This is a genomic window from Amycolatopsis sp. GM8 (assembly GCF_021653975.1).
Lineage (GTDB): Bacteria > Actinomycetota > Actinomycetes > Mycobacteriales > Pseudonocardiaceae > Amycolatopsis_E.
The window spans coordinates 747,077-766,041 of sequence record NZ_JAJKFK010000001.1 but is presented as its reverse complement, the minus strand read 5'-3'; the positions used below and the strand labels follow the sequence as shown (position 1 = coordinate 766,041).

The 18,965-nt window shown below is 70.7% G+C and carries 14 protein-coding genes; 9 read left to right on the top strand and 5 right to left on the bottom strand.

The features are described 5' to 3' along the window. Nucleotides 1–65 precede the first annotated feature (65 nt). The 4 genes from LOZ83_RS03665 to LOZ83_RS03650 all read left to right on the top strand — a co-directional run bounded on the left by LOZ83_RS03665 (nucleotide 66) and on the right by LOZ83_RS03650 (nucleotide 4,093). Complete coding sequence (locus LOZ83_RS03665) at nucleotides 66–950, top strand: methylenetetrahydrofolate reductase (RefSeq protein ID WP_236788745.1); 885 nt, start codon at nucleotides 66–68, stop codon at nucleotides 948–950. 37 nt (nucleotides 951–987) lie between these two features. After that, nucleotides 988–2,652: a DUF885 domain-containing protein gene (locus LOZ83_RS03660; protein WP_236788744.1), complete on the top strand. Its 1,665-nt coding sequence runs from the start codon at nucleotides 988–990 to the stop codon at nucleotides 2,650–2,652. A gap of 215 nt (nucleotides 2,653–2,867) precedes the next feature. After that, a complete protein-coding gene (locus tag LOZ83_RS03655) occupies nucleotides 2,868–3,761 on the top strand; it encodes a DMT family transporter (protein ID WP_236788743.1) in 894 nt (297 codons plus the stop codon). A 107-nt stretch (nucleotides 3,762–3,868) separates the two neighbouring features. Next, nucleotides 3,869–4,093 (top strand): hypothetical protein, encoded by a 225-nt coding sequence (locus tag LOZ83_RS03650; RefSeq protein WP_236788742.1) that lies wholly within the window; start codon nucleotides 3,869–3,871, stop codon nucleotides 4,091–4,093. A gap of 1 nt (nucleotide 4,094) precedes the next feature. Here the strand turns inward: LOZ83_RS03650 and LOZ83_RS03645 are convergent, their stop codons facing one another. After that, a complete protein-coding gene (locus LOZ83_RS03645; protein ID WP_236788741.1) occupies nucleotides 4,095–4,664 on the bottom strand; it encodes an N-acetyltransferase in 570 nt (189 codons plus the stop codon). Continuing rightward, complete coding sequence (locus tag LOZ83_RS03640; RefSeq protein ID WP_236788740.1) at nucleotides 4,661–5,161, bottom strand: YbaK/EbsC family protein; 501 nt, start codon at nucleotides 5,159–5,161, stop codon at nucleotides 4,661–4,663. The genes LOZ83_RS03645 and LOZ83_RS03640 overlap by 4 nt, the downstream gene beginning before the upstream one ends. A 1,016-nt stretch (nucleotides 5,162–6,177) precedes the next feature. On the opposite strand from LOZ83_RS03640, the gene LOZ83_RS03635 reads away from it, so the two are divergent. Both LOZ83_RS03635 and LOZ83_RS03630 read left to right on the top strand, forming a co-directional pair. Next, nucleotides 6,178–6,660: an SAV_6107 family HEPN domain-containing protein gene (locus tag LOZ83_RS03635; RefSeq protein ID WP_236788739.1), complete on the top strand. Its 483-nt coding sequence runs from the start codon at nucleotides 6,178–6,180 to the stop codon at nucleotides 6,658–6,660. Beyond that, the gene (locus LOZ83_RS03630) at nucleotides 6,660–7,424 is read left to right on the top strand and encodes a maleylpyruvate isomerase N-terminal domain-containing protein (RefSeq protein ID WP_236788738.1); all 765 of its coding nucleotides are present in this window, start codon (nucleotides 6,660–6,662) and stop codon (nucleotides 7,422–7,424) included. Before LOZ83_RS03635 ends, LOZ83_RS03630 begins: the two co-directional genes overlap by 1 nt. 145 nt (nucleotides 7,425–7,569) lie before the next feature. Here the strand turns inward: LOZ83_RS03630 and LOZ83_RS03625 are convergent, their stop codons facing one another. Beyond that, complete coding sequence (locus LOZ83_RS03625; RefSeq protein WP_236788737.1) at nucleotides 7,570–9,555, bottom strand: APC family permease; 1,986 nt, start codon at nucleotides 9,553–9,555, stop codon at nucleotides 7,570–7,572. 97 nt (nucleotides 9,556–9,652) lie between these two features. Here LOZ83_RS03625 and LOZ83_RS03620 point away from each other — a divergent pair, with 97 nt between their 5' ends. Then, the gene (locus tag LOZ83_RS03620; protein WP_236788736.1) at nucleotides 9,653–10,288 is read left to right on the top strand and encodes a VOC family protein; all 636 of its coding nucleotides are present in this window, start codon (nucleotides 9,653–9,655) and stop codon (nucleotides 10,286–10,288) included. Between the two features lie 56 nt (nucleotides 10,289–10,344). After that, nucleotides 10,345–11,451 (top strand): N-acetyltransferase family protein, encoded by a 1,107-nt coding sequence (locus tag LOZ83_RS03615; protein WP_374202616.1) that lies wholly within the window; start codon nucleotides 10,345–10,347, stop codon nucleotides 11,449–11,451. Between the two features lie 474 nt (nucleotides 11,452–11,925). Here LOZ83_RS03615 and def read toward each other — a convergent pair whose 3' ends face one another. Together def and LOZ83_RS03605 are read right to left on the bottom strand one after the other, a co-directional pair. Next, entirely contained in the window at nucleotides 11,926–12,426 is a 501-nt protein-coding gene (gene def / locus LOZ83_RS03610; protein ID WP_236789427.1) for a peptide deformylase, read from the bottom strand. Between the two features lie 46 nt (nucleotides 12,427–12,472). Further along, complete coding sequence (locus LOZ83_RS03605) at nucleotides 12,473–17,074, bottom strand: ATP-dependent helicase (protein WP_236788734.1); 4,602 nt, start codon at nucleotides 17,072–17,074, stop codon at nucleotides 12,473–12,475. A 109-nt stretch (nucleotides 17,075–17,183) separates the two neighbouring features. Between LOZ83_RS03605 and LOZ83_RS03600 the strand changes: the two genes are divergently transcribed. Beyond that, nucleotides 17,184–18,965: an Hsp70 family protein gene (locus LOZ83_RS03600; RefSeq protein WP_236788732.1), complete on the top strand. Its 1,782-nt coding sequence runs from the start codon at nucleotides 17,184–17,186 to the stop codon at nucleotides 18,963–18,965.

The window sequence follows — 18,965 nt, the reverse complement described above, 5'->3', positions numbered from 1 at the left end:
CGACAACCCGAAAACCGGGACCTAAGACATATGTCGCGTGCCTGCCGCGCCATTAGTATCAGGGTATGAAATCGGTCGTCGAGCGCCTGCAGGGCACGTCTCCGGTGTTCTCCGTGGAGTTCATGCCGCCCCGCGACGCCGCCGACGAGGCCGTGTTGTGGCGCTCGATCCGCGAGCTGGAGACGCTCGACCCGGCCTACATGTCGATCACCTACGGCGCGGGCGGTTCGAGCCGCGACGGCACGATCCGCAACATCGCCCGCGTCGCCACCGAGACCACGCTGGTGCCGATGGCGCACCTGACCGCGGTGAACCACTCGGTCGCCGAGCTGCGCAACGTGATCGGCTGGTACGCGGCGGTCGGCGTGCGCAACATCCTGGCGCTGCGCGGTGACCCGCCGGGTGACCCGTACGGCGACTGGGTCGCGCACCCCGACGGCCTGAACTACGCGGAGGAGCTGGTCGAGCTCGTCCGTTCGCTGGGCGACTTCTGCGTCGGCGTGTCCGCATTCCCCTACGGGCACCCCCGCTCGGCCGATCTGGACACGGACACCAGGTATCTCGTGCGCAAGTTCAACGCGGGCGCGGACTTCGGCATCGCCCAGCTGTTCTTCGAGGCCGAGGACTTCCTGCGGCTGCGGGACCGGGTGGCCGCGGCGGGCAGCGACGCGCTGCTCATCCCGGGCGTGATGCCGCTGACCACGCCGCGCACGCTGAAGACCACGATCAAGCTGTCCGGCGCGTCCTGCCCGCAGTGGCTGCTGGACCGGCTCGAACCGCTGGAGAACGACCCGAAGGCCTTCCGCGCCGAGGGGCTCGACGTGGTCACCGAGCTGTGCGAGCGGCTCGTCGCCGAGGGCGTGCCGGACCTGCACTTCTACACGTTCAACCGGTCGAAGGCCACGCGCGAGGTCGTGCACCGGCTGGGTCTGGTGCCCGCGCGGGCGTAGAAAAACCGGCTTGCCGCGGACCGGTAAGTTGGGCCGCATGGCATCTGTGCACGAGGTCAGCGACCAGTTCGTCGACGATTTCGCGGCGGCGCATCCGCTGGCGGCGACCGAGATGGGCATCCCCGGGTACGACGACCAGATGTCCGACTACTCGCCCGAAGGGCACGCCGCGCGCGCCGCGATCGCCCGGCGGGCGCTGGCCGCGATCGCCGGCACCGAAGTCACCGACCCTGCCGCGCGTGCCGCGAAGGCCGTCTTCACCGAACGCGTCGGGCTGGACGTGGAGATCTACGAAGCCGGTCTCGACGAGGCCTCCCTCAACGTGATAGCCAGCCCGGTCCAGGACCTGCGCTCGGTGTTCGACCTCATGCCGACCGACACCGAAGAGCAGTGGGCGAACATCTCCGCGCGGCTCGGAAAGGTCGCCGAAGCCCTCGACGGCGTTCGCGCCTCCCTGCTCGCCGCCGCGGACGCGGGTAACCCGCCCGCGCTGCGCCAGGTCACGAAGGTCGCCGAACAGGCCGAGACCTGGGCGGGCCTGAAGGGGGAGAAGAGTTTCTTCGAGAACCTCATCGCCGACGTGCCGGAAGTCCTGCGCGCCGATCTGGAGCGCGGCGCCCGCACGGCGAGCGAGGGGTATGCCGAACTCGCCGGGTTCCTGCGCGCGGAGCTCGGACCCAAGGCACGCACCAAGGACGCAGTCGGCGAAGACGCGTATCGGCTGTGGTCGCGGTATTTCATCGGCGCCGCGCTCGACCCGCGCGAGGCCTACGAGTGGGGCTGGGGCGAGTTCTCCCGCCTGGAAACGGAAATGCGCCAGGTCGCCGCGCGTCTCAAGCCGGGCGCGTCACTCGCCGAGACCGCCGAGGCGCTCGACGCCGACCCGCGCTATCGCGTGCGGGGCAGGGACGAGTTCCGGCAGTGGATGCAGGATCTGTCCGACAGCGCGCTGAAAGCGTTGCGCGGCAAGCACTTCGAGATCCCCGACGAGGTGATGGCGCTCGAATGCATGATCGCCCCGCCGGGTGGCGGCGCTGGTGCGTACTACACCGGGCCGAGCGAGGACTTCTCCCGTCCCGGCCGGATGTGGTGGTCGCTGCCGCCGGGCCGCGACGAGTTCTCCACCTGGCGCGAGGTCAGCACCGTCTACCACGAGGGTGTGCCCGGACATCACCTGCAGATCGGGACGGGCGTGTACGAGCGCTCGCTGAACCGGTTCCAGCGGCTGATGGCCTTCACGTCCGGACATGGCGAAGGCTGGGCGCTGTACGCCGAGCGGCTCATGCAGGACCTGGGCTACCTCTCCGACGACGGCAACCTGTTCGGCATGCTCTCGGAGCAACTGTTCCGCGCCGGGCGGGTGCTGGTCGACTTCGGTATGCACCTCGAACTGGAGATCCCGGCCGGCACCGGCTTCCACGAGGGCGAGCGGTGGACGCCGGAGCTGGGCCTGGAGTTCATGCTGACCCGCACGATCACCGACCCGCCGCTCGTGCACGACGAGATCGATCGCTACCTCGGCTGGCCCGGCCAGGCGCCCGCGTACAAACTGGGCGAGCGGCTGTGGCTCGAAGCCCGCGAGGACGCCCGCCGGCGGCAAGGATCTTCCTTCGACATCAAGGACTTCCACACCAAGGCCCTCCGCCTCGGCGGGATGGGGCTCGACACCCTCCGCGCACAACTAGCCGAACTGGACTACTGAGCCTATGGGTACCAATCCGGCCGACAGTCACGGCGATCCGCCTTGTGTAGGGCGCTTCCGGTTGATGTGGGTGTGCCTACCTTTCGACCGGATTGGTAACAGGCACCGGATCTACCGCGTCACCCCACCGCCCCGCGCCTAGCGGGGCGATTACCGGGTAAGCGTTTTCGCCCCGCGTCGGCTGTCCTGACACTTCGACGCTGGAGCGATCCTTCATGTCCACATCCCTTGCCGCGCCCGCGCGCGGCCGGTCGGCGTTCGCGCTGATCCTCGCCGGCATCCTGTGGGGTACCGGCGGTCTGTCCGGCAGCATCCTGGCCTCGAAGGCCGGGCTGGCCCCGTTGCCGGTCGCGACCTACCGGCTGCTGCTGGGCGGGTGCTGCACCGTGCTGTTCCTGCTACTGGCCGGGCGCCGTCCACAATGGACGAAGCCGGTGCTGTGCCGGCTGGTCGTCGCCGGGGCGCTGCTCGCGCAGTTCCAGGCCTGCTACTTCGGGGCGGTCACGCTGACCTCGGTCAGCATCGCCACGATGATCACCATCGGCAGCGTGCCCGTGTTCGTCGCGCTGGCCACGGCGATCCGGCATCGCCGCCGTCCGGGCACCATGACACTGGTGTCGATGACGGTCGCGGTGGCCGGGCTGGTGCTGCTGACCTGGTCCCCGGAAGGTGTCCCGGGCGGTGGCCGGTTGTCTGCCGGGGTGGCGCTCGCGCTCGCCGCCGGCGCCGGGTTCGCGACGATCACCCTGGTCACCCGCCGTCCGGTGCCGGGCCTGGATTCCTTCTGTACCACGGCTTTCGGCCTGCTGTTCGGCGGTCTGCTGCTGTTGCCGCTCGCGCTGGTGTTCGGCATGGCGATCCCGCTGCGCCCGGACGTGCTCGCGGTCGCGCTGTACTTCGCCCTGGTACCAACAGGAATCGCGTACGGCGCGTACTTCCTGGCGCTGCGCACAGCGTCGCCTGTCGTCGCGGCGCTGTCGGCACTGCTGGAACCACTGACGGCGGCGGTGTTGTCCGCGGTGCTGCTGCACGACGAACTGGGCGTGACCGGCTGGACCGGCGCCGCCCTGCTCGTCGTGGCGCTCGCGATCAGTTACCTGCGTGAGTGAGGGTCCGGGTCGCTCACATGGGTCAGATCGGCCGTCCTTACCGAGCGAGACGCCTTGGCAGCGGCGACACTCGCTTTGTCCCCTCGACGATGAAGGAGCTGTGACGCATGGCGATTTCCGCGAATCTGGACAAGGTGCTGGACAAGGCGTACGAAGGGTCGTCGCTGCCCGAGGTGCTCGACGCCCCGGTGGGAGCGCTGGCCGGGGTGACCGACAAGGACGGCGAACTGCTCAAGGAAGCGTTCAACATCAAGACCGTGCGCGACCTGGGGCGTAACAAGTTCTTCCGGGCCGCCGCGGCACTGGCCGACCTCGAAGCATCGGCAGGCTGACCTACTCGGCCGCACGCTCCAGCGGGAGCGTGCGGCCGAGGATGGCGAACGGCCGCGGGTCGCCGGCGAAGTGGTAGTCGCGCAGCACGTCGACGAAACCGACGCGGCGGTACAGCTTCCAGGCGCGGCTCGGGCCTTCCGGCGTGGACAGCAGGACGTGCTGGTTCGCCACCCCGTCGAGCAGGCGGCGCAACAGGTTCTCGCCGATTCCGCCGGCCTGGTTCCGCTGCCGCACGTGGATCTCGGTCAGCTCGAAGTAGTCGTCGAGCCAGTCGGCGGCGGCCTGCTCGCCGCGGCTTTTCACCAGCCCGCGCCGGACCTGCTCGTGCCACCACTGGCCGGGGCTGCCGCGGTACCCGTAGGCGATGCCGATCATCGCGCCGTCGCCGTCGAGCGCCGCGTAGCAGCGCCAGCCGTCGCGCAGCGCGTGCGTGAGCCACATCGGCGCGCGCTGCTCGGCGGTGCCCGGCGGGTAGCGCATGGCTTCCACGTAGATCGCCAGCGCTTCGCGGAGCCGGATGCGGAACTCGTCGGCGGTCAGCGGCACGAACTGTGTCGACACGGTGGTCATGAACCCACTCCCGCGGCTCGCCCGCCGGTCAGCGCCACCAGGCCGGCGAAGGTGGTCGGGAACACGGATTTGGCGTGCCCGGCGGCGGCCCAGATCACGTCGTACTGCTCGAGTGCGGTGTCCACGAGCGTCTCGATCGGCGCCGGGTGACCGACCGGGGCCACCCCGCCGATGACCTGCCCGGTGTGTTCCTTGACGAATGTCGGGTCGGCTTTCTCGACGGCGAGGGCCCCGATCAGTTCCGCGAGTTTTCCGGTGTCCGCGCGGTGCGCGCCGGAGGTCAGCGACAGCAGGGGCGCGGTGCGGTCGGCGAAGACGGCCCGGAAGATGAGGCTGTTCGCGATCGCGCCCACCTCGACGCCGAGTGCCTCCGCCGCCTGGGCCGCGGTGCGCACCTCGGCGGGCAGGATCCGGATCCCGTCCGCGGCGCGCTGCTGGCCGGCTTCCGCCAGCGCGGCGGCGACCTTCGCGACCGCCGGGTGGTCGAGGCTGCTCATAGTGCTATGAGATCACGGACCGCCCAGGCAGGCGACGGTGTGCCCCCTCTTGGCTCACCATGGCAAGCGCCGGGAGCGGCTCCAGGCCCAGGTGGGAAACCACCCTCGCCGGCGGCGGCATCAGGCTGCGGCGGGATCAGGCTGCTACCGCGCCTTCGGCCAGGCCTTTCCGTCGAGTCTCAGGTACTCGGCTTGGCAGGGTGCGCAGTTCCTGTGGAAGTACGGCGGACTGCTCTCGACTTCGGCGTCGGAAGGGCACAGGTGGTCGCGTGGGACCTGTTCGCCACACCACGTCCACCAGTAGCCGCCGCGATAGAACGCGATGTGCCGAACTCCCGGTTGGCCGGCCAGGATCGGTCGCCCGTTGATACCACTGCCCGGCGGGATTTCGCGCACCTTCATGAGTGCAGCGTAATCGAATGCCCACGTTCGGGTGGTCTCCGGAACTCGACGCACGGTGTCTGCGACCAGTACGGGGACACCACCACCACGAAAAGGAGGTGATCTCGTGAAGAGTTGCTGTGGGAACAGTTGCGGATCATGCAAGGGGCCCGGATGCGGTTGTTGTTCGGGCTGTCGCTAGGCATCCGCCGAGCGAAGCTGCGGGGGCCTCGTCCCGAGTTTTTTCCGGGACGAGGCCTTTCTTTTGCCCAACAACTGACGACCCGTGGGAAGTGACGCCGGGCCGGTGGGCCGGTGTGGCGGACCGGCCCGGCGTGACGTACTCCAAGTCGTCTCCGGGTGCGGTCGGGTTCCCGCGCTCAGCCGATCGTGTGAGGGCAAGGCCGGCGGCCTCGAACAGGAGATGGAAACGCCGGCTTCGGTGTTGTGGCCAGACGTGTGACCTCGCCGGATCGGGGCTTGAACGAACACGTGTTCGAAGCTAATGTGGAAGTTGCTCGAACACAAGTTCGACATCCGGTGTAGCGCTCGCCGGGAGCGGTGTCCGGTGGCGGGGACGGGGGAAGCGTCTCGGCGCCGGGCACCGCTATCACCAGCACGAACAGGGAGGGGCAATGTCCGTTGCCACCGTCGCGTCCCACACCGAACCCGAACAGCCCCGGCTGCCGCTGCCGGAGCGGCCGCCGGTAGCACCGGCCGCCGTGTCGCTGCTGAACGAAGCCCGGCACGGTCTCGCCGAGGCCGAACAGGCCGCGGACCCGGTCACCAAGTTCATCACCTCCTACCTGGCCGCCCTGCGCGCCGGCGCCGCCGTACTCGCCGCCCGCGGCCGCCCGCACCGTGGCCGCGCCCGTCCGGCCAGCGTGTGGGTGCTGCTCGAGACGGCGGCCCCCGAGCTGGCCGAATGGTCGTCGTACTTCGCCGCGAACTCGGCCGCCCGCGCGGCCGCGCAGGCCGGGATCACCCGGCGCATCACCGAACGCTCCGCGGCCCAGCTGTGCCAGCAGGCCGGCCGGTTCGTGGAGCTCGCCGGCCGCGTGGTGCACCCGCGCGGCGACACGGCCCGGCCGGCGCGTGCGAAAGTCCAGCGCCGGTAATGGCCGGGCAAGCCCTGATCGAACCCGGCCGGTTCCTGGACGCGCTCGGGGCCGAGGTGGAGCTGCTGCTCGGCGCCGCCCGCACGGCGTCGCCCGACATCACGGTGCCGAGCTCCCCGCTGTTCACCGTCGGCGAGGTCGTCCGGCACCTGGGCGGTGGTTACCGGGTGGCCCGGCTGTGGCTCACCGAAGGGCACGCTCCCCAGGAGTGGCAGCGGAATCCGGCACCCAGACAGTCCACTGAGGACTATCTGCGCACCGGGCTCGTCGCGCTGATGCGCGAATTTTCGGTGCACGCCCCGGATTCGTACGCCGCGAGCTGGTGGCCCGCGGATCACACGTACGGGTTCTGGCGGCGCCGCATGGCGCACGAAACCACGATTCACCGGTACGACGTCCAGGACGCCGTCGGAACGTATCCCGGCGAGGTGGCCGAAGACTTCGCGATCGACGGGGTCGACGAGGCGCTCGTCGTGTGGTTCGGCCAGCGGCTCTCGATGATCGGGCTGTCCGGCACCGCGCGGCATTCGGTCGGGGTGAGTACCGGCGGGCACCACTGGATCGCGCGGGCCGGGCCGGGGTTCACCGAAGCCTGGCGCTGCTCGGCGGAAGAGGCTGCCCGCGCCGACGGCCTGGTCACGGCGCCACCCTGGCACCTGTACCTGTGGATGTGGGGGCGGCTGCCCCTGCGGGAGGTCGAATGGTCGGGCGACGAGGACGCGATCGCCCAGATGTGGGCGCTGATGCGGCTCGCCACGAAGTGATCCGGCGCGTGGGGAAGCGTTGCCGGACAAGGGTTTCCGGTGAGGTCAGGCTGACACCTTGACCCCACCGGGCACCACCCGCGAGTCCGACGCCCCAGACGCCGAGTCCGACGTTCGGGACGGCGAATTCGACGTTCGCGGTGTCTCAGGGAAGTCCGCGCCTGATGTCACCCGGCTGCGGAGCGGTGTGCTCCAGATCGCGGCGGGCGCTCGAACGCAGCTGCCACGGCACGCTCGTCACCATCACCCCGGGTTCGAACAGCAGCCGCCCCTTGAGCCGCAACGCACTCTGGTTGTGCAGCACGTTCTCCCACCAGCGCCCCACGACATACTCCGGGATGTAGACCGAGACGATGTCCCGCGGGCTCTCCCGGCGCAGGTTCTTGACGTAGTTCACCAGTGGCCGGGTCATTTCGCGATACGGGGATTCGAGCACCTTCAGCGGCACGTGCATCCCCAGCTTCTCCCACTGCCGCCGCAGTTCCAGCGTCTCGGCCTCGCTGATGTTGAGCGTGATCGCGGTCAGCGTGTCGGGCCGGGTGGCCCGCGCGAACGCGAGCGCCCGCAACGCCGGCTTGTTCACCATGGACACCAGCACGAGCGCGTGCACGCGGCTGGGCAGCAGCTTGCTCGCGTCGTCCGGCGCCAGTTCCTCGCGCACCCGCAGGTAGTGCCGCCGGATCGCGAGCATCACCGCGAACAGCACCGGAACCGCGATCACCACGAGGTAGGCGCCGTGGGTGAACTTCGTGATCAGCACGACCACGAGGACGACCCCGGTGAAGCAGGCGCCGAACGCGTTGATGAACCGGGCCCGGTGCAGCCGGGGCCGCTGCGACGTCTCGGCGTCCCGCAGCGCGCGGTTCCAGTGCCGGACCATGCCCGCCTGCGCAAGCGTGAACGAGGTGAACACCCCGACGATGTACAGCTGGATGAGCCGCGTGGTCGAGCCCTCGAACGCGTAGATCAGCAGCGCGGCGATCAGCGCGAGCGCGATGATCCCGTTCGAGTACGTCAGCCGGTCACCCCGCGTGCGCAACTGCCGCGGCAGGTAGCTGTCCTGCGCGAGAATCGAGCACAGCAACGGAAAACCGTTGAACGCGGTATTCGCGGCGAGGATCAGGATCAGCGCCGTGGTGGTCTGCATGTAGAAGAACAGCACACTGTGGTCGCCGCCGAACACCGCGGCCGCGATCTGCGCGATCACCGTCCGCTGGGCGCCGTTCGCGCAGTCGCCGGGATAGCCGATGAGATCGCACGTGTTGTCGGTGACGCGCACATGCGTGATCAGTGCCAGCAGCGTGATGCCGCTGAACATCACGATCGACAGCGCGCCCATCACGCTCATCGTGCGCGCGGCGTTGAGCCCCTTCGGTTTCCGGAACGCCGGGACGCCGTTCGAGATCGCCTCGGCACCGGTCAGTGCCGTGCAGCCGGACGAAAACGCTCGCAGCACGAGGAAAGCCAGCGCCAGCCCGGAAAGTCCCACCTGCTCCGGCCGGATCTGCCAGCCCGCGCTCTCGGCGACCGGCGCGTGCCCGGCCAGCGTCCGCGCCAGCCCGACCACGACCATCACCAGCACGCCCACGACGAAGGCGTACGTCGGGACCGCGAACGCCCGCCCCGACTCCCGGACTCCGCGCAGGTTCATCGCGGTGAGCACCAGCAGGAACACGATGTTGATCAGCACCCGGTACGGGTTGAGCTCGGGCACCGCCGAGATGATGTTGTCCACTCCGGACGCGACCGACACCGCGACGGTCATGATGTAGTCCACCAGCAGCGCCCCGGCGACCACGAGCCCGGCCCCGCGGCCGAGGTTTCTCGACGCGACCTCGTACGAGCCGCCGCCGCTCGGATACGCCTGGACCACCTGCCGGTAGGACAGCACGACCACCAGCAGCAGCACGACGACACCGAGCCCCACGTACGGCGTCAGGTGCAGGAACGCGACCCCGCCCAGCGCGAGCACCAGGATGATCTCCTGGGTGGCGTAGGCGACGGAGGACAGCGGGTCGCTGGCGAAGATCGGCAGCGCGATCCGCTTCGGCAGTAGCTGGTGGGTGAGCTGGTCGCTGCGGAAGGGACGGCCCACCACCAGTCGTTTGAGCACCGTAGTGGGAGATGGCACTGACGCAGAGTATGCAGCGGTCGGCCGGTTTCGCGGCCGCGCGGGCGTAAGGATCTCGTCAAGACTTCCTGGTGGCGCGGCTCGATATCGTCAACACATGTCGACACGACTGGTCGCCGTGTGGATCGGCGCGACCCGGCCCGCCGAGCTCGCCTGGTTCTGGGCCGCGCTGCTGGACTGGCAGCTCGTCGGGGACAAGGTGGTGCGCCCGCCCGCCTCGGACGGCTGTGAGCTGGACTTGATCTTCGTGCCCGAGCCGGGTCCGAAGGAGACGAAGAACCGGATCCATCTGGACCTGGCGAGCTATTCGCCGGAAGGTCAGCGCGCGACGGTCGAACGCGCGCAGTCGCTGGGCGCGCGCCCGCGGGACATCGGGCAGGGGCGGGTGCCGTGGGAGGTCATGATCGACCCGCAGGGCAACGAATTCTGCGTGCTCGAACCGCGCCCCGGATACACCAGCACCGAAGCACTCGCGGCGATCGTCGTCGACGCACTCGATCCGTCCACGCTCGCGTCGGAGTGGACCGTGCGGAGCGGGTGGCGGATCGGGTCGCGGCAGCCGGTCGTCATCGGGCTCCGGGCGCCGACCGGACGCGGGCCGTGGCTGGAATTCCTGCTTTCCGAAGATCCGAAGGTCCATCCGAATCGGGTGCGGCTCGCCGTCGTGGGTGAGGGCGGTCAGGAGGCGCGGGACAGTGAGGGCAACGAGTTCGTGGTGCTCGACCAGGCTTGACACGCGCGAAACACACGCGTCCTCATCCAGCAACAAGCATGGGCGATCGTTACCGAATGGAGATTCGCTCTGTTCAGCCGATCCGGGACGCCGAACTGCCGCTCACCGAGGAATCCGTGTCGATCACCTGGCGCATGCGGATCCGGATGGACGACCACCCGGGCACGCTGGCCCGGATCGCGATCCGGATGGCCGACCTGGAGTGCAACATCCTCGGCCTGACAGTGCTTCCGGTGCCGGGCGGGGTGCTCGACGAGGTCGTGATCCGGCCGGCCGCCGGGCTGACCAAGGAACAGCTGGTGCGCGCCATCCAGGGCGAAGGCTGCGAATGCTCCGCCATCACCGACGCGGATATCCGTGAGCTGGTCGACGCCTCCGCCGCCACGCTCGTCGCGGCGAGCCGGGCGGTCGAGGACCCGTCGCGCTACGCGGAGGTGCTGCGTGAGGTGCTGGCGGCGGATCTGGTGACGGTCGTGCCGCTGGCCGAGGCGAATCCCGGGCGGACCGAGGGCGGGCACCGGGCCGCGTTCGGCGTCGACGGGGAGAGCGCGCTGGTCGCCCGCCGCCGGTGGGCGCCGTTCGTGCAGCTGGAGCTCACGCGGGCCGAGGCGCTGCTCGGGTTGCTCGACACCGTGCGCGCTGACGTGTCCGGCCCGGCGGTGGCGACCTGCACGGATGGGGCGTCGATCGTGCTGAGACCGGGGCAGCCCGGAGACGCCGATGCGGTCTTCGCGCTGCACCAGCGTTGTTCGGCGGAAACGCTTTTCCAGCGGTATCGGACGGGGATGCGGACCGTGCCGCGGCGCTGGCTGCACCGGCTGCTGGTGCCGCCGCGGGGGTTGAGCCTGCTCGCGGTGTGCGGGCGCGAGGTGATCGGGCTCGGGCAGCTCATTCCGGGGACGGGTGCGATCGCGGAGATCTCGTTGCTGGTGGACGATGCCTGGCAACGCAAGGGTGTCGGCACGGCCCTTCTCGCGCGGCTCGCGGTCCTTGCCGCGGCACGAGGGCATCGGCAGCTGATGGCGGTGTCCCTGCCCGGCCGCGATGGGATTTTCCGCACCGCCCGGCGCGCCGGTCTGGTTCCGGACCAGCCTGAGGAGGAAGGCCTGCTTCGCATCACCATCCCTGCCGCGCTGACCCCGCGCCACCTCACCGGCGCCTGATCCCCCGCGAGCTTGGCCCCTCTCGGGTGGGTTGGCCGCTTGCACGCGGCCGTGTTGGCTGCTCGCGTGGCCGTGTTGGCTGGCTGCGTCGGTGAGTTGGCTGGCTGCGTGGCTGTGTTGGCCGCTTGCGCGGCGAGTTGGCTGGCTGTCCGGGCGTGTTTGCCGCCTGCGTCGGGTGTGTTGGCGGTTCGAGCAGGTGAGTTGACTGTTCGCGCGGGTGTGTTTGCCGCCTGTGCGGGCGTGTTGGCTACTCCCGCGGGTGAGTTGGCTGTCGGCGTCGGTGTGTTGGCTGGCTGAGGCGGTGTGTTTGCCATGTGCGCGGCCGTGTTTGCGCGTCCCGCGGGCATGTTGGCCGCGCGCGGGTTCGGCGTTCGGGATCCGCGCGCTCGGTTGGCCATCCAAAACGGGCATCGCACGAGGCGCCGTACGGAAGGTCGCTACCGGGGTGGCCGCACGGAAAGCGCTAACCGGGGGTCAGCGCCGCCAGAACCAGTCTTTTCCCCGCGCCTGGCGTAGCGCCTCGCGCTTGGTGTCCGTGGCCAGCCGGTCGAGGTAGAGCATTCCGTCGAGGTGGTCGGTTTCGTGCTGCAGACACTGTGCCAGCACGTCTTTCCCTTCCACCACAATGGGTTCGTTGTCCACATCGACCCCACGCACCACGGCGTGCACCGCGCGGTCCACGGGGAACCACAGCTCCGGCACCGACAGGCACCCTTCGCCGATGTCGTGCCGCGCCTCGGAGAGCTCGACGATCTCGGGATTGATCACGTACCCCGTCAGGCCTTCGACGTCATAACTGAACACCCGCAGGCTCACCCCGACCTGCGGCGCCGCCAGCCCCGCCCGGCCATCGGGCCGCACCGAGTCCAGCAGATCCGTCACCAGCGTCCGCAGCGCCTTGTCGAACCGCGTCACCGGATCGCAGACCGTCTTCAGCACCGGATCCCCGAAGTACCGCAGCTCCCGCATCGCCACCGTGATCACCATCCTTCCCGCCGACCGGGAAGTCTACGGCCCGCGATCACGCCCGCAGCCGGAGTCCCTTCGGCGTCGCGCGGAAACCCGCGTCCCGCAGGACGTCGGCCAGCGCCGAGGTCAGCGCCTGTTCACCGTCCGCGCGCTGCACGGCGAGCTGCCCCAGCCAACCCTCGCGGACAGCGCGCGACAAAGCCTGCGCCGCCGAGCGCAGCACCGTGTCATCGTCGCTGAACGACAGCAACGACTTCCCGCCACGCTCGACATACAACGCGGGCACCCCGTCGGCCAGCACCACGAGCGCACCCGCCTTGCGCGCCGGGCGATGCTTCGTCTCGCCGACCGGCGCCGGCCACGACAACGCCGCTCCGTAGGGCTGCGCCGGATCGGTGGCGGCGAGCACCACGGCATCGGACGGCCGCCGCCCATCCGCGGTGTCCGACAGCGCCCGCAACCGGTCCACCGCGCCGCGCGCGGCGAACTGCGCGGCGCCGAGCCCTTCGACGACATACCCGCGGATGACCTGCCCCGAGTCCTCCATCCCGCGAAGAACCTTGTAGATCCCCGAAAAACCGCCGGTGACCCGTTCGGTCTCCAGCGCCCCGCGGGTCAGCACCCCGTGCCGTTCGAGGAACGCCTCGGTGCGCGCGTACGTCCGCCTGGTCGGGTCGCTTTCACGCAACGGCGTCAGCCCCCATCGCCCGGCGACGGTCGGGGGACCCGTGCGCGACGGCATCGCAGGCCGCCCCGCGCGCATCCGCGCGTACCGGCCGCGAGGAGCCGCCTGCCGTGGCTTGTGCGTCGCGCCCCGGCCCGACACCAGTGCCCGCAACGGGCCCAGGGTGTCGCCGGTGACCTGGCCTGCCCACACCAGATCCCACAGCGCCGCAACGACTTCCCCATCGTTGGGCGCCTTGTCGACCAGCAGCGTGACCCGGTCCACGAGCTGCCGGAAGAACAGCGCACCACCGTCCAAAGCGGACAGTATGCCCTCGTGCAATGGACTGGTCGGCGCGTTCTCTTCGATCTCCGGCAGCAGCAGATCAGCCACGTCCGTCGGGGCGAGCGCGAGCCAGCCGTCGCCACCCGCGAGCGCGCCACACCCGGCCCAGGTGACCTCGCCCGCCGTCGTCAGCTCATCGAGCAGTGCGGGGTAGTAGCCCGGGAGACGACTCGGCAGGATCAGCGATTCGACCGCGCTCGCCGGCAGTGGTGCCCCAGCGAGCTGTTCGACGACCGACAGCACGTCGTCCGCCGTCGGTGCCGCTCGCATTCGCGCGCCAATCCCGTGCCACGACGGCAAAAACCGGCCCAGCGCCGCCGGTTCGACCGGTTCGACCTCCGCCCGCAACCGGGCCAGCGACGCGCGCCGGAGCCTGCGCAGCACCGCCGCGTCGCAGTACTCCACCCCGGCCCCACGTTCGACCGGGCTCAGCTCGCCCCGCACCACACGACCTTCGGCGGTCAGCCGGTCGAGCACGCCGGAGACCACCGCTGTGCCGAGGCCGAACCGTTCCGCCGCCTGCCGCGCGGGAAACGGCCCGTGCGTCCGGGCATATCGGGCGAGCAGGTCGCCCAAGGGATCGGCGACCGGTTCGGTGAACGCCTCGGGCACCCCGATCGGCAGCGCGACCCCGAGCGCGTCCCGGGCCCGCCCGGCATCCTCGATCGCGAGATACCGTTCCTCGCCACCGATCCGCACCGGGATCACTCGTCGCTGCCGGACGAGATCGGTCAGCCAGGACTCCTCGATGCCCCGGGCCGCGGCCTCCGCCACCGTCAGATCGCCGAGGAACCGCAACAGATCCGCGGCGTCCTCCTCGTTGCGCGCGTGCCTGTCGGGCGCGAGCCGCTGCAGCGACCGCTCGACTTCGGCGACGGCCTCCGGGTCGAGCAGCTCGCGGATCGCTTCCGTGCCAAGGAGTTCCGCCAGCAGCGCCGAGTCGAGCGCGAGCGCGGCGGCCCGCCGTTCGGCCAGCGGCGCGTCCGTCTCGTACAGGAACATCCCGACGTAGCCGAACATCAGGCTGCGCGCGAACGGCGACGCGGCCGGGGTCTCCACCTCGACGAGCTTCACCCGCCGGGCCCGCACATCGGTCATCAGCTCGCGCAGGCCACCCACGTCGTACACGTCCTGCAGGCACTCGCGCATCGCTTCGAGCACCACCGGGAACCGCTCGTACTTCGCCGCCACCGCCAGCAGCTGCGACGCGCGCTGCCGTTGCTGCCACAACGGCGTGCGCCGGCGCGGGTCACGGCGCGGCAGCAGCAGCGACCGGGCGGCGCACTCCCGGAACCGGGCCGCGAACAGCGCCGAGCCGCCGACCTCCCCGACGATCAGCTGCTCGACCTCCTCCGGGTCGATCAGCACGTCGTCCGCGCCGATCGTGACATCCGCCCCGTTCTCGTCCAGCGCGTCGGGCAGGCGCAGCACGATCCCGTCGTCGGAGTGCATGACCTGGGCGTCGACCCCGCGGTTCTCCCGGAGCCGGGCCGCGATCGCCAGCGCCCATGGCGCGTTCACCTGTGCCCCGAACGGCGAGTGCAGCACGATCCGCCAGTCGCCCAGCTCGTCCCGGAACCGTTCCAGCAGGATCGTCCGGTCGTTCGGCACATGCCTGGTCGCGGCACGCTGCTCTTCGAGGTACGTCAGCAAGTTGTCCCGGGCGCGCTCGTCGAGCCCAGCGGATTCGGCGCGGGCGCGGGCTTTCTCGGTGTCCGAAGTGGACAGTTCGCGGACGAACGCGCCGAGCGCGCGCCCCAGCTCCAGGGGCCGCCCCGGCGCGTCACCCTTCCAGAACGGCATCCGCGCGGGCTCGCCGGGCGCCGGCACGACGATCACGCGATCGTGGGTGATGTCCGTGATCCGCCAGGACGAGGTGCCGAGCAGGATCGTGTCTCCGACCCGGGACTCGTACACCATCTCCTCGTCCAGCTCGCCCACCCGGGAGCCGGCCCCGGCCTCGCTGCCCGGGGTCATCACGGTGAACAGGCCGCGGTCGGGGATCGTGCCGCCGGAGGTGACCGCGAGTCGCTGCGAACCCGGCCTGCCGCGCAGCTCCCCGGTCACCCTGTCCCAGGTGATGCGTGGCCGCAGCTCGCCGAACTCCTCGCTCGGATACCGCCCGGCCAGCATGTCCAGCACCGCCAGCAAAGCGTCGTCGGGCAGGGCGGCGAACGGCGCGGCCCGGCGCACCGTCGTGCCCAGCTCCTCGACCGTCCACGGTTCGAGCGCGACCATCGACACGACGTGCTGCGCCAGCACGTCCAGCGGGTTGCGCGGGTACCGCACCGCTTCGATCGCGCCGCTCGTCATCCGCTCGGACACCACGGCGCACGAAACCAGGTCGCCGCGGAACTTCGGGAACATCACCCCGGTGGACACCGCGCCGACATGGTGCCCCGCGCGGCCGACGCGCTGCAGCCCGGACGCGACCGTCGGCGGCGCCTCGATCTGCACCACCAGATCGACCGCGCCCATGTCGATGCCCAGTTCGAGCGATGACGTCGCGACGACACACGGCAGCCGTCCCGTTTTCAGCTCTTCTTCGACGTGGGTGCGCTGCTCGCGCGACATCGACCCGTGGTGCGCCTTCGCGATCGTGGGCGCGGCGCCGGTGGTGAGCCCGGACTCGCCGATCGCCTCGGCCGGGAAGCGTTGCCCCGCAACGAGTTCTGTCTCATCCGTGGCGAGTTCGTTGAGCCGTGCCGTGAGCCGCTCGGTGAGCCGCCGCGAGTTGGCGAACACGATGGTGGACCGGTGCTCGCGGATCAGTTCGAGCACCCGTTCCTCGACCGCCGGCCAGATCGACGGCCGCTGCACCGCCGCGCCCGAGATCTCCTCGTTCGTGCCGATGCCGCCCTCCGAGGGCAGCGGCAACGACTCCAGCGGTGACGACGGCGCGTCCAGATTCGCCATGTCCTCGACCGGGACCTCGACCCGCACCTCGATCGTCTTCAACGGCTTCGGCTGCACCACGCGCACCGGCCGCCCGCCGCCGAGGAACGCGCTCACCTCGTCGACCGGGCGGACCGTCGCGGACAGCCCGATCCGTTGCGCCGGGCGGGAAAGCAGCCCGTCCAGCCGTTCCAGCGACAGCGCGAGATGGGCGCCGCGCTTGGTGCCGGCCACCGCGTGCACCTCGTCCACGATCACCGTCTCCACACCCCGCAACGACTCGCGCGCGGACGAGGTGAGGATCAGGAACAGCGACTCCGGCGTGGTGACCAGGATGTCCGGCGGAGTGCGGGAGAAGGCCCGCCGGTCGGCCGCGGGGGTGTCCCCGGTGCGCATGCCGACCGCGATCTCGGGCGGCGTCTGCCCGAGCCGCCGCGAGGCCTGCGAGATGCCCGCCAATGGCGCGCGCAGGTTCCGCTGCACGTCGACGGCCAGCGCCTTCAACGGTGAGACATAGAGCACCCGGCAGCGCCGCGCCGGAGTCTCGGGTGGCGGCCCGGCCGCGAGCCGGTCCAGCGCCCACAGGAACGCCGCCAGCGTCTTGCCGGACCCCGTCGGCGCGACGACCAGCGCGTGCTCGCCCGCCTGCGCCGCCCGCCAGGCACCCGTCTGGGCCTCGGTGGGCGCGGCGAAGGCCCCCGCGAACCAGTCCCTGGTCGCGGGGGAGAACTCCTCGAGCGCGTCTGCCACCCATCCATCATTACGCGACCCACCGACAGTTTTCGCGCGGACCGCACGCGGGCCGGCCGTGAACATGGCAGCATCACGTCCGACCTGGGAGATCGTGAGGGGAGCGGGAGTGCGGATCCTGTCCGTGGACCTTGGGACGTCCAACACCGTCGCCGTGCTGTCGGCGCACGGCAGGCCACCACGCGTGGTCGAGGTGGACGGGTCCGCGACCATGCCGTCCGCGGTGTTCGCCGCCGAAGACGGCACGCTGCTGGTCGGCCGCGACGCCGAGCGGCGGGCCCGTCTCGACCCCACCCGGTTCGAGCCCAACCCCAAGCGCCGCGTCGACGAGCAGACGCTGCTGCTGGGGCAGGACGTGGTGCCCGTGAACGAGGCGCTGGCCGCCGTGTTGCGCCGGGTGCTGGAGGAGACCACCCGCCAGCTGGGCGGTGACCAGCCCGAGGAACTGCGGCTGACCCATCCCGCGGAGTGGGGTCCGTTGCGCCGCAACGTACTTCTGACCTCCGCGCGGCTCGCCGGGTTCCGCGGCCCGGTCCATCTCGTGCCCGAACCGGTGGCCGCCGCCGCGCATTTCGCGTCCTTCCCCGGCCGCACGCTCGCGCCGGGGCAGGCGCTCGCCGTCTACGACCTGGGCGCCGGCACGTTCGACGTGGCCGTCGTCGGCGCCACCCAGAACGGTTTCACTGTGCTGGCCGAGAACGGCCTGCCCGATCTCGGTGGTCTCGACGTCGACCAGGCGCTGATGGTGCACGTCGGCCGCGAGGTTTCGCATCGCGACCCGCAGCGGTGGCAGCGTTTGCTCCGCCCGGAATCCACCGCGGACCGCCGCACCCGGCGCGCGCTGCAGGAGGACGTCAAGGCGGCGAAGGAGGCGTTGTCGCGGCATCCGCAGACCGAGGTGCCGATGCCGGAACCGTTCACCGACGTGCTGGTCACGCGCGGGGAGCTGGAGGCGCTCGTGCGCCCGGCGCTGCTGCGGAGCGTCGAGCTGCTGTCCAGGACGGTCGCCACCGCGGGCCTGACCCCGGACCGGCTGGTCGGTATCTACCTCGTCGGCGGGTCGAGCCGGCTGCCGCTGGTCGGTTCGATGATCGCGGAGAAACTCGGGGTGGTGCCGGCCAGCCTGGACCAGCCGGAGACCGCGGTCGCGCTCGGCGCGCACCACGTGAGCCGCGACGGCATCGGCATGCGCACCCAGAACGTCGCGGGCCAGGTCGCGGCCGCCGTCCCCGCCCCACCACCGCGGCCACAGTTCCAGTTTCCGGCCCCGGCGAACTTCCCCAGCTACACGCCGCCCGCGGAACCCAAGCGCCGCAACAGGAAACCGCTCATCTTCGGTGCCGTGGCGGCGGTGGTCGTGCTCGCGGCCGCGCTCACCTACGTGCTGTGGCCGTCGTCGAGTACGGCGACGCTGACCGCCGCGGACTGCGCGCAGCCGGGGCAGGCCGACGCGAAGGGCTTCACCGGGTGCCTGCGCCAGCTGGCTGGGAAGATCGCCGACACCTCGCAGTGCGTCGCCGGCGCGGGCAGCGGCGACATCGCACCGCCGTCGGGGACGAACCTCGGCGTGCTCACCACATGCTCGGCGCCGGCACTCGCCGGGGCGCAGATCACCTACGTGCACGGCACTTCCGCGGCCACTCTGAAGGACTACACCGACCGACTGCTCAGTTCTGTTGGCGGGGACCAGGTGCAGGCGCCGTGGAAGGGCAACGGGCTGTCGGGCAACTATTCCGCGGCCGGCGGCAAGATCTCGGCGGTGCTGGTGTTCACCGTCGCCGACCGCCCGCTCGCCGGGGTGATCTACCAGAAGGCCGGCAGCGGACAGACCGCGTCGACGGCGTCGCAGCTCGCCGACTACTTCGAGCAGACGGTCCAGCCGGGAACCTAG